Genomic DNA, 13,301 nt, shown 5'->3' with positions numbered 1-13,301 from the left:
GCAACCTCTTTCAGCGCAGGGCGTTCTCGACCAGCGCGACGGTCGCACGCGGGTTGTCGACTTGGAGGACGAGGCGGGTGTAGCGCTCGTCGGCGAGTTCGATCACGACGGCCTTCGACGCGTCCTTGACGTCCCAGAAGACCTTTTCGCCGTCGAGGTGGAACGTGCCCGCGGTGATCACACCGGGCACGTGGGCACCCGGCGCCCGCATCCCCTTGGGGTCGGCGGCGATGCCGGGGTCCGCGGTCGCGCCGCGGACGTTGGCCAGCGGGATGGTCAGGCTGCTCTTGAACGCCCAGAGCTTGTCCAGACCTTTGATCACGACGACGAGGTCGTCGCCATCGATGGTGACCAGTGCCATTTCGGTTTTCCTTTGTCAGTCGAGGGGATCGAGGCGGTGGGTCAGCGCGGCGCCGACACCGTCGGGGTTGCCGCGCAGGAGAATGCCCAGCGCGGCCGCCGTGAGAGCGGCGGCCAGGGCGGTGGGAATGCCGAGCGCGTCGGCGATCGCCTGGTCGACGGCGGCCAGCGCCGCGGCGACCTCGGCGGCCACCTCCTCGTCGACCGGCGCCCGTTCGACCACCGCGAGCAGCAGCAGCCCGAGGTCGGCCGACGTGACGAGCTCCAGCGCGGCCGCGGCATCCGGTGCCGCGGTAAGCGCTTCGGCCAGGGGACGGACGTCCTCGGCGAGGTGGCGGCGCAAGGCGACGAGGTAGAGGCCCCGCTTGCTGCCGAAAGTCTTGTACAGGCTGTTGCGGTGCACGCCGAGGTGGGTGACGAGGTCGTCGATGGAAACCCCGTCGTAAGCACGCCCGCCGAACAACTTCACGGCGGCGCGCACCACCTCGTCCTCGTCGAACGCCCGTTGCCTGCCCATGCCACGACGGTAGCGTTTTGAGGAACGATCAGTCAAGAACGAGCGTTCCTCAAAAATCAGAGCCTCGGAAAGGTGCTGGGACTGTCGAGAAGCCGGGCAGCCGGTCGTCCTCCGGTGAGCCGACCCGGAAGGATGCCCATGAGCAGCACGTCACCAGCCTCGACCACGGTGCGAGCCGCCATCTCCGTCGATGTCCCCCGGGAGCGGGCCTTCCGCGTGTTCACCGAGCGATTCGACGAAATCAAGCCGCGCGAGCACAACCTGCTCGCGGTGCCGATCGAACGGACGGTCCTCGAGCCCCGCGCCGGCGGCACCGTCCACGACGTCGGCACCGACGGCAGCCGCTGCGCCTGGGCGCGGGTCCTCGCCTGCGAGCCGACGGACCGGCTGCTCCTCAGCTGGGACATCAGCCCGCGCTGGCAACTGGAATCCGACCCCGGTCACACCAGCGAGGTCGAAATCCGCTTCATCGCCGATGGCGCCGAGCGCACCCGCGTCACCCTCGAACACCGGCACCTGGACCGGCACGGCGAAGACTGGGAAAGCTTCACGAGCCTCGGCTCCGGATCGGGCTGGCCGCTCTACCTCGACCGGTTCCACGCCGCGACGCACCGGGACGCCGCAGGGGCCTGACGCAGCCGGCGTCCACACTGGACCGATCCCCCTCGGGAGCGTCGATCGGCGTCCGGCGCGAGTCGCCGGCAACGGTGGTCGCCGCGCGGAGATCTGGTGGTACCGCGGCGGCCGGTGCATGCTGGTGGGCATGCCTGACCGGCCCGGGGTGCACAACGTCGTCAACGGCGACGTGACGGGGACGGTCGTGCAGGCCGGAGAGGTCGTCATCGCGCGTGGACGACCTGCACCCCGGCAGCTGCCCGCGTCGCCGGCACGTTTCGTGGGCCGGGCCGGTGACTTGGCCGGCTTGGCCGACGAGCCCGGGGTGCACGCGGTCGTAGGGAGCGGCGGCGTCGGCAAGACGTGGCTGGCGGTGCAGTGGGCCCACACCCACGGACACCGGTTCCCGGACGGTCAGATGTTCGTCGACCTGCGCGGGTTTTCCCCGGATCGACCGATGGCTCCCGCTGCCGCGGTACGGGGGGTTCCTCGACGCGCTCGGAGCCGTCGACATACCGCCGGATCCGCATGCTCAAGTCGCGCTCTACCGAAGCCTGACCGCGGACAAGCGGCTGCTGGTGGTCCTCGACAACGCTGCCGACGCGGCCCAGGTGGAGTCACTGCTGCCGGGTGGGTCCTCCTGCACCGTACTGGTGACCAGCCGCCGTCGGCTCACTTCGCTGAACACCCGGCACGGCGCCCGGCACCGGATACTCGGCGTGCTCGGCGACGCCGAGTCCCACGACCTGCTGCGCGCGCGCCTCGGATCCGTCCGGATCGCCTCGGATCCCGCGGCCGTGCAGCGGATCGTGAAGCACTGTGCGGGACTGCCACTCGCACTGGCGATCGTCGCCAGCCGCGTCGAGACGAGTCCTGAGATGTCCCTGGCACGAATCGCGGACGAGCTGGGCCGGCTCGACGACGAGGACCCGGCCAACAGCTTCCCCGCGGCGCTGTCCTGGTCGCTGCGCGAGTTGACCGCGCCGCAGGCGCGCGTCCTCGGGCTGCTCGCCACCGCACCGGGACCGGACATCGGCCTCGCCGCCGCGGCCGGCCTCACCGGGTCGGTCTCCGAGCTGCCTGCCTTGGCGCGCCTCAGCCTGCTGGAAACGGTGGCCGACGGGCGCTACCGCATGCACGACCTCATCCGTGCCGAGGTCCGTGCCGAAGACGTCGAGGCAACGCGGCGGGTGACCGACCACTACCTGTACACCGCCCACTCGGCAGACCGTCACCTCCAGCCGTACGGCGCGCCCGCGGTCTTGCCGCCGATGTCACCGGACTGCCGGCCGGAAGCACCCGCGGACCTCGATGCGGCGCTGGCCTGGTTCGACGCGGAACACCAGTGCCTGCTCGCCGCCGTCGACACCGCCGCGGAGCACGAGTGGCACGACGTCGTCTGGCACCTGGCACGCACACTCACGACGTACCACCACCGACGGGATCACCCGGACGCCGACATCCGCACCTGGAGACTCGCACTGCGCGCGCGGACACCCGGTCCGACCCTGATCACGTCCCACCGACGGCTCGGCGAAGCGCTTACCCGGGCCCTCCGGGATTCCGAGGGACTGACACACCTGCGGGAAGCGATCGTCCTCGCTGAGCAGTCGGAGGATCTGTACCAGCTCTCGCACACCCATCGCGCCCTGGCTTGGGCACTCGGCCGCCAGGACGAGGACGCCGACGCGCTGAACCACGCCCAGGAGAACCTGAGGCTGTCGCGAGAACTGCACGACACCACCAGCGAAGCCCACGCCCTGAACGCGGTCGCGTGGTTCACCGCCCGGCTCGGCGACCTCGACCGGGCTCGCTCGTTCGGCGAGGCCGCTCTCGCCCTGCGTCCCAACCCGGAGGGCGAGGCGTCCGGCCGCGAAACCCTCGCCTACGTCGAGGACCGCGCCGGCCGGCCGGACAGGTCGGTCGAGCACTACGAGCGGGCGCTCACGTTGCGCCGCGCCCACGGCTACCTCAGGCACATAGCCAACACCCTGGACAGGATGGCCACCCCGCTGCGCGCGTTGGGCCGGGACGAGGAAGCCGAAGCCAGATCCCGGGAGGCAAGAGAACTGTTCGCCCGGCTCCAGGAATGATCCGGCAGATGAGGGGACGCACGGGCCGGCCCGGTACCACCTACTCCCCTCGCACAGATCGCTGAGACCGGTGCACGGCCCCGGCGAGGAAATGTCGACCAATCATCCTGGCAGCCTTTCGAACAGGATCCGATTCCGGGAAGCGCCGTCCTGCTGATCACCGGCGCAGAATCCCGCGGGCATTCTCGCGGTTGAGGCCGCGAGCGACGCCGGGGTCAGCATCGTTCCGGTCCCGGCCCGCGGGTGCGGCGCGGTGTCGCCGGGGCGCACTGCAGTGCATAGTGGGAGGGCGACCGGAGAAGGAGGCCCCTTGCAGCGCGAATCGAAAACGCCCCGCCCGGCTCCCGTTCCGCACCGGCTCCCTCCTGCTGCCGACTCGTTTTTCGCGAGAGAAGAACTACTCACCACCCTCGATGCGAAACGGGCCGCCGGAACCCCGGTGCTGGTGATCACCGGGATGGCGGGAGTCGGCAAGACTTCGCTGGCCTTGGAATGGGCACGGCGACGGATCGACCAGTTCCCCGACGGGCAGTTGTACGTTGATCTCCGGGGATATTCGCCCGCCGAGCCGCTGCCCGCGGGTACGGCCGTTCGTGGCTTGCTCGACGACCTCGAAGTACCCTCGTCCCGGGTGCCGGAAGATCCCGCCGCCCAATTGGGGCTGTACCGTTCCCTGATCGCGGGCAAACGGATGCTCATCATCTTGGACAACGCGAGCACAGCCGCTCAGATCATCCCGCTGCTCCCGCGGACTGCCTCGAGCACCGTTGTCGTGACCAGCCGCCGACCACTCACCGAGTTGACTGCACGTTACGGCGCCGGCAGATTCGATCTGCAGTTGCTGCCGGCGGCGGAATCCCGGGCTATGCTGGCCCACCTCGTCGGCGCGGAACGCGTCGCCGCCGAGCCCCAGGCGATCGACGATCTGAGCAGGGCTTGCGCCGGCCTTCCACTGGCCTTGTCCCTCGTCGCCAGCGCCGCCCGTTCACGCGGCCGGCAGCCGCTGGCTGAGCTCGCTGCGGAGCTGCGCGCCGTACCCGCACTCGAGAACGACGAACCCGAGCTCGGTGTCCGCTCTGTACTCTCCTGGTCTTACCGAGCTCTTCCGGCCGAGGTCGCGCGTACTTTCCGGCTCCTGAGCCTGCTACCCGGGCCGGACTTCGGGATCAACGCCGCCGCCACCCTGGGCGAGCGGAGCATCGACCAGGCTCGGGCCGTGCTGGAAGCGCTGGAACTGGGCAGCCTCGTCACCAGTCAGGTGCCCGGTCGATATGGACTGCACGATCTCATCCGTGCCTATGCTCTCGAACAAACCCTTTCGCTGGACGGCGAAGCCGCGCGATCGGACGCCCGGAACAGGGTGATCGACTTCTACCTGCACACGGCCAAGGACGCGAACCAGCAGCTGTCACAACGCAAAGAACGTCTCGAACTCGGTCAGCTCTCGCCCGGAACCATCCCTTTGCCCTTGGCGGACGCGACCGAAGCCTTGGCGTGGTTCGACACCGAGTACAACTGCCTGCTTCCGGTGCAACGGCTTGCCTCGACGCTGGGGCGGTACAACGCCGTGTGGCAGCTGGCCATCGCCATGGACACCTACCTCCAGCGCAAGGGGAGCCTGGACGACCGGCTCGCGAGCTGGCGGACGGCGCTCGAGGCCGCCGAGCAGCTCGGCGAGCCGGGACCGCTGGCGCTCGCGCTCCGCGTCCTCGGCGATGCCTGTTCCAGGTCCGGCCGACACGCGGAAGCGCTCGATTTCGCGCAGCGATGCCTCGACCTGTCCGAATCGGTCGGTGCCACCGAGCAAACCGACGCCCATCGAACGCTGGCGATGATCTGGGAACGCCAGGGAAACCGCCGCCGGGCGCTCGACCACGCTCTTCGAGCGCTCGACCGCGTCCGTTCGCTCGGTGACGGCTTTTCCGAAGCGGAGGTGCTCAACGCCGTCGGCCGGTACGCCGCCCGGCTCGGGCACTTCGACCAGGCTCGCGATCACTGCTCGGCGGCGCAGGAGTTGCACCGCTACCACCCCGATCGCGCCGGGGAGGCCGACACGCTGGACACCCTGGGCTACCTCGCCCGGCACTCGGACCAGTACCGGCAAGCCCTCACTCTCTATGGCGATGCCCTGCGACTGCGCCGTGATCTGCGCGACTTCTACCAGGTCGCCAACACCCTGCGTATCGTCGGCGAGATCCACGCGGACACCGGTGAGTTCGACGCTGCTCGGCGTTGCTGGGCCGAGGCCGGTGAACTGTTCACCGCGCAGGGCCGGCTGGACGAGGCCGCGGACACGCGGCACCGAATGGACGCGTCGCGCCGGGCAACGGCAAGCGACGCCGAGGAGATCACCGTCTTCACCTCCGGCGACGAGGGCCAACCGGTACGGGACGCTCTGGTCGATCTCCTGGAGATCGCCGGATTCTCCATCGTTTCCCGTGACGTACCCGAGCACGGGTCGTGGTTCCAGCGGCTGTTCGTCACGAAAAAGGATCCGCAAGCCGGGGAAGAGCTCGGCCGGATCGTCGCGACCGCGGTGGCCAACCACCTGGCCGGTACGGTGAACGGCAAGGTCGTCCAAGCTCGGGACATCTCGATCCGGAACGAGCCAGGCGCGGGGCAGAACGAACAGGAAGCCAACGCGATCGCCCGGTTGCTCGATGCGTGCCAGGTTCACGACGAGATCGTCCTCTGCACCAGTTCGACAGTGCTCGTGAAGGTCGACGGTCGGATCACCTGCTGGGTACCCACCGCAGAAGCCATGCGCGTGCTGCGAACCGACCCGCGGCTGATGCGCTCACCCAAGGAACTCCTCGACGTGCTTTCCCGGCTTTCGGACAGCACTGCCCGTGCTCACTTCGCCGACGACCTGCCACGCGCCGAGAGCTGACAACGGCGTCACTGCGGGACGTCGCTGCCGGACGTCGGCAAAGCTCTCAGCCGCTACCCCACCGCAACTGTTCAGCCCTCGTTCAGGGCGTCGTCGGTGCTCGTCAGGCCCAGTTCGCCGGGGCGGTCCGCGACCTTCACCGGCACCGACCGCGGCCACGAGGCCGACCTCGAACAGCCCTTTCGCCTCGCCCGTCACACCGCGCCCATGCGCAGGATCACGGCGACCGCGTCCTCCGGCCGGGCGGTCGGGCTCAGTACCTCCTGCAAGAGCAGCCCCCGGATCGCGGCGACGGTGACGGTGGCCACCGTCAGCGCTTCCTCGGTGCCGTGCCCTTTGCGTTCCGCGAGCGAGGCCAGCATCCCGGTCAGGTCGTCGAGCGAGTCGATGAACTCGCGAAAGTCCTCCGGGCGGTACGCGGCGAGTCCTACGACGTGGAAGAAGCCGCGGACCCGCGACAGCCGCTCCGGGCGCGTGTAGGCCCGCCAGATCGCCACGACGAGGTCGTCGAAGGTGCCTTGCCGGGCGGTCTCGAGCAGTGCCTCGTTGTCACGGGATCGCTGCGCCTTGAGCATCGCGGCCAGGACACCGGGGAGCGACCCGAAGTGGTACCGCAAGAGAGCATGGCTGGTTCCGGCCCTGACGGCGATCTCGCGGAGCGACACCTCCGGCGAGGGAAGCCCTTCCGCGAAGGCGTCGAGAAGCCGGGCCAAGAGCCGCTCGCGTGCGTCGCCGGTGCGTTCCGTGCTTGACAAGGTCACTCCCACAGTTTATCCATTGGAAAAGAGATGCGCCAGTGGAAGGAACGACTCGTGGAACGGTGTTCAGTGGTCGGCGCGACCGTCGTCGACGGATCGGGTCGCGACCCGGTCGACGTCGACGTCGGCATCGAAGACGGGCGCATAGCCCAGGTCGGCGCCTCCGGCGCAGCGGGGATGCGCCTCGATGCCGGCGGCCTGACGATGACACCCGGCCTGATCGACGCCCACGTCCACTTGGGCTTGGCGAGCCCGATCCAGCCGCAGTTCTCGTTCCGGATCAGCGCCGCCGAGCTCGCGGCGGACATCTTCGCCGCGGCCGGGGCGACGCTCGACGCCGGCTTCACCACCGTCCGGGACACCGGCGGGGTCGACGGCGGCCTCGTGACCACGATCGCGAAGGGCAAGGTCAGGGGCCCGCGTGTGCTGTCGTGCGGACCGGTGCAGTGCCAGATCGGCGGGCACGGCTACTACGGAGCCGACTGGGAACCCACCGAGCTGTGGAGCGGCCACCACCTCCCCGGCCTGTGCGCCCTGTCCACGATGTCGGGCAACGCGGACGAGCTGCGGCGCAACGTGCGCGAGGCCTTCCGGCGCGGAGCTTCCTTCCTGAAGCTCTGCGTGACCGGCGGTGTGGTGGGCGCGCACGACCGGCTGACCGACACCCAGTTCACCGTCGAGGAGATCGCGGTCGCGGTCCAGGAAGCCGCGGCCCGGGGCACCTACGTGACGGTGCACGCCCACAACAACGACGGCATCCGCAACGCCGTCGAGGCCGGGGTGCGGTGCGTCGAGCACGGCACCGACCTCGACGAAGCCACGGCCACCCTGATGGCCGCGCACGACGTCGCGCTCGTGCCCACGTTCGCCGTCGTCGAGCAGCTGCTGCACGACACCGCCGGAGCCGGCCTCGACGCCTCGACCCGCGACCGCGTGCTGGGTGTCCGGGAGCGGATGGCCGAAGCGCTCGCCGTCGCCAAGGAGGCCGGGGTGCGGATCGGGCTGGGTTCCGATCTCATCGGCCCGGCCCAGGACCGCCGGGGCGAAGAGCTCAGGCTGCGCGCGGAGCTCGAAACCCCGATGGCCGCGCTCGTGGCGGCCACCAGGACCAACGCCGAGATCCTCGGCCTGGCCGGCCAGGCCGGCGTCATCGCTCCCGGCGCGCAGGCAGACCTCGTGCTGTGGAACGGCAACCCGGTCGAAGACCCCGAGCTGTTCGCCGATCCCGCCAATGCCGTCCTCGTCCTCAAGGCCGGCCGAATCGTGAAGGACCTCCGATGAGCACCATGTGGCAGGGCTGCCTGGCCGACACCGACTACTTCGAGCTGCGTTCCGGCGCAGGGCACGACTACGGCGTCTGGGTCACCACGCCACCGGGCTACGACCGCGCCACGACGAAAGCGCCTGCCCTGTACGTGCTCGACGGCAACTGGGCCGTGGGCATGACGGCTCCGCTCATCGTCACCCAGAAGGACCCCATGCAGCAGATCCGGCCCTACATCCAGGTCAGCGTCGGCTACGCGGGCGAGGACGCACCGCACTGGGCACGGCTGCGCAACAGGGACCTCGTACCGCCCGGCGAGCCCATCGCCCGGGAGTTCGTCGACGCCGTCGAAACGGGAATCCGGACGGGCTCGATGACCCGCGAGGAAGCCGACGCCTACCTCGCCGAACTGAACGAAACCCACGCCGACGCGTTCCTGGGCTTCCTCACCGCGGAACTGCACCCGCGGATCGAACGCGACTACGGCACGGCCGCGAGCGGTCACGGCCTCTTCGGCTACTCCTACGGCGGGCTCTTCGGCCTCTACGCCTGGCTCAGCGGCAGCACGCTCTTCGAAAGCATCGGCGCGGGCAGTCCCGGTGTCGTCGGTGAAGACAGCCAGATCTTCGCGCGGCTCGAAGAACTGGGCGACAGCCTGCCCGCCGCCAAGCTCCACCTGACCGTCAACGACCAGGAGCTGCTCGGCGACCTGGCCGTCTACCAGAACCTCGCGAAGAACGCGGCCACCGTCCTGCACCGCCTGACCGCCCGCGGCGGCGCCGTCACCAGCGCGGTGCTGCGCGAAACGCACGTGACCGGCCTGCAGGCCTCGTTCCTCAGCTACCTCAGGACCTGCCGTGCCCGGTGAGCGCTCGAGCGCCGACGTGGTCGTGATCGGGGCCGGGGTGATCGGTTCGTCGATCGCCCTCGAGCTCGCCCGGGCGGGGCACCGGGTCACCGCGCTCGACCGGGCCGCCGGGCCCGGCCAGGGGTCGACCTCGGCATCGAGTGCGGTCGTCCGGTTCAACTTCTCCACGCGCGCCGGGGTGGCGACGGCGTGGGAGGCGCACTTCGGCTGGCTCGACTGGGCCGGGCACCTCGGGCACGACGTCGGCGACCTCGCCGTGTTCCGCAAGAGCGGGCTGGTGATGCTGGACGTCGAGGCGGCTCCGCGTGCGTCGTGGCTCCCGTTGTTCGACGAGATCGGTGTCCCCTACGAGGAATGGGACAGCGCCACCTTGGCCGAGCGCGTTCCCGGTATCGACGTCGGCCGCTACTGGCCGCCGAAGCGGCTCGACGACGAGGAATTCTGGGCGGAGGCGGACCACTCGCTCGGTGGTGTGCACACCCCGGATGCCGGTTACGTCTCGGACCCGGCCCTCGCCGCCGTGAACCTCGCCGCCGCGGCTTCGGCGTGCGGGGCGGAGTTCCGCTTCCGCAGCACCGTGGCGGCGGTGGAGCAGGCCGGCGGGCGCGTGACGTCGGTGCGGCTGTCGGACGGCACCCGGATTCCCTGCGCCGTCGTGGTCAACGCCGCCGGTCCGTGGTCGGGCGCGGTGAACCGGCTGGCCGGCGTGGGGGCCGACTTCACCGTCGGGGTCCGGCCGATGAGGCAGGAAGTGGCGCACGTGCCGGTCCTCGAGGGCTATCGAGGGCCGGTGGTCGCGGACATGGATCTGGGCACCTACTTCCGCGGTGAAGCAGGAGGGGGCCTGCTCGTCGGCGGCACGGAACCGAAGTGCGACCCGATGCAGTGGACCGACGACCCGGACGCGGCCGACGTCCACCCGACGGCCGCGGTCTTCGAGGCCCAGGTCACGCGGGCCGCGCGCCGGCTGCCCGGCCTGGGGGTGCCCAACCGGGCGCGCGGCGTGGCAGGCGTCTACGACGTCGCCGACGACTGGACTCCGATCTACGACCGCACCGGGCTCGAGGGCTTCTACCTCGCGATCGGGACGAGCGGCAACCAGTTCAAGAACGCACCGGTCGTGGGGCAGCTGATGGCGGAGCTGATCGACCGGGTGGAGAACGGCGCCGACCACGACGCGGTGCCCGTCCGGTTCCGGGCCCCGCGCACCGGCCTGGAGATCGACCTGGGTGCGTTCTCGCGGCGGCGCAACCGGAACACCGCGAACTCGGGCACGGTGCTGGGCTGAGCCGTGGGGGTCAGCCCGGGAATTCGCCGACGCCGAGGGCGAAGTTCCCTTCCACCGGCAGCGCGACCGGACGGCTGCCCCAGCACCGACGGCCGCCCGTCACTCCCTCACGCCGGACACTCGCGCCCGTTTACCGCCGGAGCGCCCGGGTAGCCCGCCGCCCTGAGCAACCGGGGCACCGGAAGTGCCACACCCGCCAGGAGGTCGAGATGACACAGGGATCCGGCGGCCAGTCGCCGCCGTCGACGACGGACACCGCGAAGGACGAAGCCCGCGAGGTGGCCACCACGGCCGTCGATCGCGGGGGTGAGGTGGCGCAGACCGCCGCGCAGGAAGCGAAACACGTCGCGGAGCACGCTCAACGGGAAGCGCGCGACCTGCTCCGCGAAGGCCGGGAACAGCTGGAGTCCCAGGCGAAGGACGGTCAGCGGAAGGCGGTGCGAAGCCTCCACGACCTGGCCGGCCAGCTGGACCGGATGGCCGAGCAGACCGACTCCCCCGGCGTCGCCGCCGACGTCGTGCGGCAGGTGTCGGACCGCACCCGGACGGTCGCGGACTGGCTGGAGCACCGCGAACCCGGCGACCTGCTCGGCGAGGTGCGGCGGTTCGCGCGCCGTCGTCCGGGCGCGTTCCTCGTCGGCGCGGCCGTCGCGGGTGCTCTCGTCGGACGGCTCACGCGCGGGGTCGTGGCCCAGCAGCAGCAGAACTCCGGGAGCTCGCCGGACGGGCCGCCCGCCGCCGGGATCCCGCCCGTGCCCCCGGCTTCCACGCCGCAGCCGGGGGTGGCCGGCTCGCCGCCGCCGGCCGCGCCGGGCGGGTTCACCGCCCCGCAGCCGGGCGCCGGCGGGCTGAACGCGCCGCCGGGTGGCCACGCGCCCCAGCCCGGTGAGCAGACGGTTCCGGGCGGGTACGCCGCGCCGCCGGAACCGCTCCCGCAGCCCACGCGCTACTCCACGCCCGGGCAGGTGCCGTGATGACGCAGCCTCCCGGCCCCGCGCCGCAGGCGCCCCCGCCGGTCGACGTCGCCGATTCCTCGGTCGGCGAGCTGTTGTCCAACGTGATGAAGGACGTCTCCACCCTGCTGCGCCAGGAGGTGGAACTGGCCAAGGCCGAGACGAAGGCCGAAGCCGCGAAGGCGGCCAAGGGCGCGGGCATGTTCGGCGGCGCCGGCTTCGCCGGTTACATGGTCGTGCTGTTCCTGTCCGTCGCGCTCTGGCAGGGCCTCGAGAACGTCATGGACGGCGGCTGGGCCGCGCTGATCGTCGCGGCCGTGTGGGCGATCGCCGGCGCCGTCCTGTTCGTGACCGGGCGCAGCGAGTTCCGCCGGGTCAACCCGAAACCCGAACGCACCGTCGAGACCCTGCAACGGGTTCCGGACGCACTGAAAGGCGAGCGATCATGACCGAACCCGACCGGATCCGCCGTGAGATCGAAGGCACGCAACGGAACCTGAGCACCGACGTCAACGCGCTGACCGAGAAGGTGAGCCCCGGCCGCATCGTGGAACGCCGGGTCGGCCGGCTGCGCACGGCGGTCGGCAGCGCGAAGGACCGGGTGATGGGCACCGCGAACGACCACGCGTCGACGGCCGGCGACAAGGCCGGCTCGGTCGCCGCCACCGCGCAGGACAAGGTGAGCACCGCGGCCGACGCGGTGTCCGACGCCCCGCGGCAGATCCGCCGCGGCACGCAGGGCAACCCGCTGGCCGCCGGCCTGATCGCGTTCGGTGCCGGCTGGCTCGTGTCGTCCCTGCTGCCGGCCAGCGAGCCGGAGCGCAAGCTGGCGGGCCAGGCGACCGACCTCGCGCGCGAACAGCTCGCGCCGGTGGCCAAGCACGCGGCCGAAGAGGTCAAGGAGAACCTGCGCGAACCGGTGCAGCGGGCGGCCGAGTCGGTGCGCTCGGAAGCCGCGGACAGCGCGTCGACGGTCAAGGAGGAGGCGCGCTCGGCGACCGGCGACGTCACCGACCGGGCGCAGGAGGGCCGGCGGAACGTCCGTTCGTCGTGAGCTCCGGGGCACGGCGCGCGCCGCGGGGTTCGCGCCGTGCCCGTCCGGGTATCCGCACGACGTCAAGGCGCGCAGCCACCACCGACGACACGCTCACGATCCTCGCCCACCGCGGGAACCCCCCGGCCGGCCCAGGCGCTGGTTGGCTTCCGCGGCCGCGGCGGTGATCCGGGCCAGGAACCCGATGACCACATCCAGCTCGTCCGGGTCCGCGGCCCGCAGGGTGGCCGCGATCTCGGCCCCGGCGAACGCGAGGAACTCGCGGGCGCGTTCGCGCGCGCCGGCGGACGGCCGCAGCGTGACCCGGCGGCGATCGGCGCTCTCCCGGCTGCGGTGGACGTGACCAGCCGCTTCGAGCCGGTTCAGCAGCACCGTCGTCGCTCCGGTGGTGAGGCCGATCCGCCGGGCCAGCCGCACCGGCGACAGCGGCGCACCCGTCTCCGCGGCCCAGGTGATCTGGCCGAGGGCGTTGGCGTCCGAGCCAGGCAGGTCCAGCCACGTGGCGAAGTGCTGGTTCAGCTCGGTGAAACCGACCACCCAGTCCCGCAGCCCGTGCATCACCGCCACCTGGGCCGGCGCCCACTCGGCGGTCAGCGGATCCGTCATGCGGACTCCTTCACAGCATAGTAGCTTTACTATAA

13 protein-coding genes are annotated in these 13,301 nt (G+C 71.0%); 9 read left to right on the top strand and 4 right to left on the bottom strand.

What is annotated here, in order from left to right; genetic code table 11:
• Positions 1–10: 10 nt before the first annotated feature.
• Together ACLJQM_RS36875 and ACLJQM_RS36870 are read right to left on the bottom strand one after the other, a co-directional pair.
• On the bottom strand, positions 11–361 hold the full coding sequence (locus tag ACLJQM_RS36875; protein ID WP_247024955.1) for a hypothetical protein: 351 nt from the start codon (positions 359–361) through the stop codon (positions 11–13).
• Between the two features lie 15 nt (positions 362–376).
• On the bottom strand, positions 377–877 hold the full coding sequence (locus ACLJQM_RS36870; protein WP_247024956.1) for a TetR/AcrR family transcriptional regulator: 501 nt from the start codon (positions 875–877) through the stop codon (positions 377–379).
• Between the two features lie 138 nt (positions 878–1,015).
• Between ACLJQM_RS36870 and ACLJQM_RS36865 the strand changes: the two genes are divergently transcribed.
• The 3 genes from ACLJQM_RS36865 to ACLJQM_RS36855 all read left to right on the top strand — a co-directional run bounded on the left by ACLJQM_RS36865 (position 1,016) and on the right by ACLJQM_RS36855 (position 6,475).
• A complete protein-coding gene (locus ACLJQM_RS36865; RefSeq protein WP_360772991.1) occupies positions 1,016–1,510 on the top strand; it encodes an SRPBCC family protein in 495 nt (164 codons plus the stop codon).
• Positions 1,511–1,941: 431 nt separating this feature from the next.
• Positions 1,942–3,585, top strand: coding sequence for an NB-ARC domain-containing protein (locus tag ACLJQM_RS36860; protein ID WP_410635064.1), 1,644 nt, complete (start codon positions 1,942–1,944; stop codon positions 3,583–3,585).
• 310 nt (positions 3,586–3,895) lie between these two features.
• Positions 3,896–6,475: an ATP-binding protein gene (locus ACLJQM_RS36855; RefSeq protein ID WP_410634952.1), complete on the top strand. Its 2,580-nt coding sequence runs from the start codon at positions 3,896–3,898 to the stop codon at positions 6,473–6,475.
• 194 nt (positions 6,476–6,669) lie between these two features.
• Here ACLJQM_RS36855 and ACLJQM_RS36850 read toward each other — a convergent pair whose 3' ends face one another.
• On the bottom strand, positions 6,670–7,236 hold the full coding sequence (locus ACLJQM_RS36850; RefSeq protein WP_410634950.1) for a TetR/AcrR family transcriptional regulator: 567 nt from the start codon (positions 7,234–7,236) through the stop codon (positions 6,670–6,672).
• A 51-nt stretch (positions 7,237–7,287) separates the two neighbouring features.
• Between ACLJQM_RS36850 and ACLJQM_RS36845 the strand changes: the two genes are divergently transcribed.
• The 6 genes from ACLJQM_RS36845 to ACLJQM_RS36820 all read left to right on the top strand — a co-directional run bounded on the left by ACLJQM_RS36845 (position 7,288) and on the right by ACLJQM_RS36820 (position 12,660).
• Positions 7,288–8,514, top strand: coding sequence for an amidohydrolase family protein (locus ACLJQM_RS36845; protein WP_410634949.1), 1,227 nt, complete (start codon positions 7,288–7,290; stop codon positions 8,512–8,514).
• Positions 8,511–9,365 carry an alpha/beta hydrolase gene (locus tag ACLJQM_RS36840; RefSeq protein WP_410634947.1) on the top strand — a complete coding sequence of 285 codons (855 nt, stop codon included), beginning with the start codon at positions 8,511–8,513 and terminating at the stop codon, positions 9,363–9,365. Before ACLJQM_RS36845 ends, ACLJQM_RS36840 begins: the two co-directional genes overlap by 4 nt.
• A complete protein-coding gene (locus ACLJQM_RS36835; RefSeq protein WP_410634946.1) occupies positions 9,355–10,653 on the top strand; it encodes an NAD(P)/FAD-dependent oxidoreductase in 1,299 nt (432 codons plus the stop codon). The genes ACLJQM_RS36840 and ACLJQM_RS36835 overlap by 11 nt, the downstream gene beginning before the upstream one ends.
• Positions 10,654–10,862: 209 nt before the next feature.
• Positions 10,863–11,627, top strand: coding sequence for a hypothetical protein (locus tag ACLJQM_RS36830; RefSeq protein ID WP_410634945.1), 765 nt, complete (start codon positions 10,863–10,865; stop codon positions 11,625–11,627).
• Positions 11,627–12,055: a phage holin family protein gene (locus ACLJQM_RS36825; protein ID WP_410634943.1), complete on the top strand. Its 429-nt coding sequence runs from the start codon at positions 11,627–11,629 to the stop codon at positions 12,053–12,055. The genes ACLJQM_RS36830 and ACLJQM_RS36825 overlap by 1 nt, the downstream gene beginning before the upstream one ends.
• Positions 12,052–12,660, top strand: coding sequence for a DUF3618 domain-containing protein (locus ACLJQM_RS36820; protein ID WP_410634941.1), 609 nt, complete (start codon positions 12,052–12,054; stop codon positions 12,658–12,660). Before ACLJQM_RS36825 ends, ACLJQM_RS36820 begins: the two co-directional genes overlap by 4 nt.
• A 93-nt stretch (positions 12,661–12,753) precedes the next feature.
• On the opposite strand, the gene ACLJQM_RS36815 is transcribed toward ACLJQM_RS36820, so the two are convergent.
• Positions 12,754–13,266: a MarR family winged helix-turn-helix transcriptional regulator gene (locus ACLJQM_RS36815; RefSeq protein ID WP_410634940.1), complete on the bottom strand. Its 513-nt coding sequence runs from the start codon at positions 13,264–13,266 to the stop codon at positions 12,754–12,756.
• Between the last annotated feature and the right edge of the window lie 35 nt (positions 13,267–13,301).

It is taken from the genome of Amycolatopsis sp. cmx-4-83, from assembly GCF_046548815.1.
Classification (GTDB): domain Bacteria; phylum Actinomycetota; class Actinomycetes; order Mycobacteriales; family Pseudonocardiaceae; genus Amycolatopsis; species Amycolatopsis pretoriensis_A.
The sequence above is the reverse complement of the archived record's forward strand: the minus strand, read 5'-3'. Positions and strand labels throughout refer to the sequence as shown.

Coding starts and splice junctions, on each gene's coding strand:
- ACLJQM_RS36870 (WP_247024956.1), bottom strand. CDS start 877: ATGGGCAGGCAACGGGCGTTCGACGAGGACGAGGTGGTGCGCGCCGCC.
- ACLJQM_RS36830 (WP_410634945.1), top strand. CDS start 10,863: ATGACACAGGGATCCGGCGGCCAGTCGCCGCCGTCGACGACGGACACC.
- ACLJQM_RS36815 (WP_410634940.1), bottom strand. CDS start 13,266: ATGACGGATCCGCTGACCGCCGAGTGGGCGCCGGCCCAGGTGGCGGTG.
- ACLJQM_RS36875 (WP_247024955.1), bottom strand. CDS start 361: ATGGCACTGGTCACCATCGATGGCGACGACCTCGTCGTCGTGATCAAA.
- ACLJQM_RS36840 (WP_410634947.1), top strand. CDS start 8,511: ATGAGCACCATGTGGCAGGGCTGCCTGGCCGACACCGACTACTTCGAG.
- ACLJQM_RS36820 (WP_410634941.1), top strand. CDS start 12,052: ATGACCGAACCCGACCGGATCCGCCGTGAGATCGAAGGCACGCAACGG.
- ACLJQM_RS36825 (WP_410634943.1), top strand. CDS start 11,627: ATGACGCAGCCTCCCGGCCCCGCGCCGCAGGCGCCCCCGCCGGTCGAC.
- ACLJQM_RS36865 (WP_360772991.1), top strand. CDS start 1,016: ATGAGCAGCACGTCACCAGCCTCGACCACGGTGCGAGCCGCCATCTCC.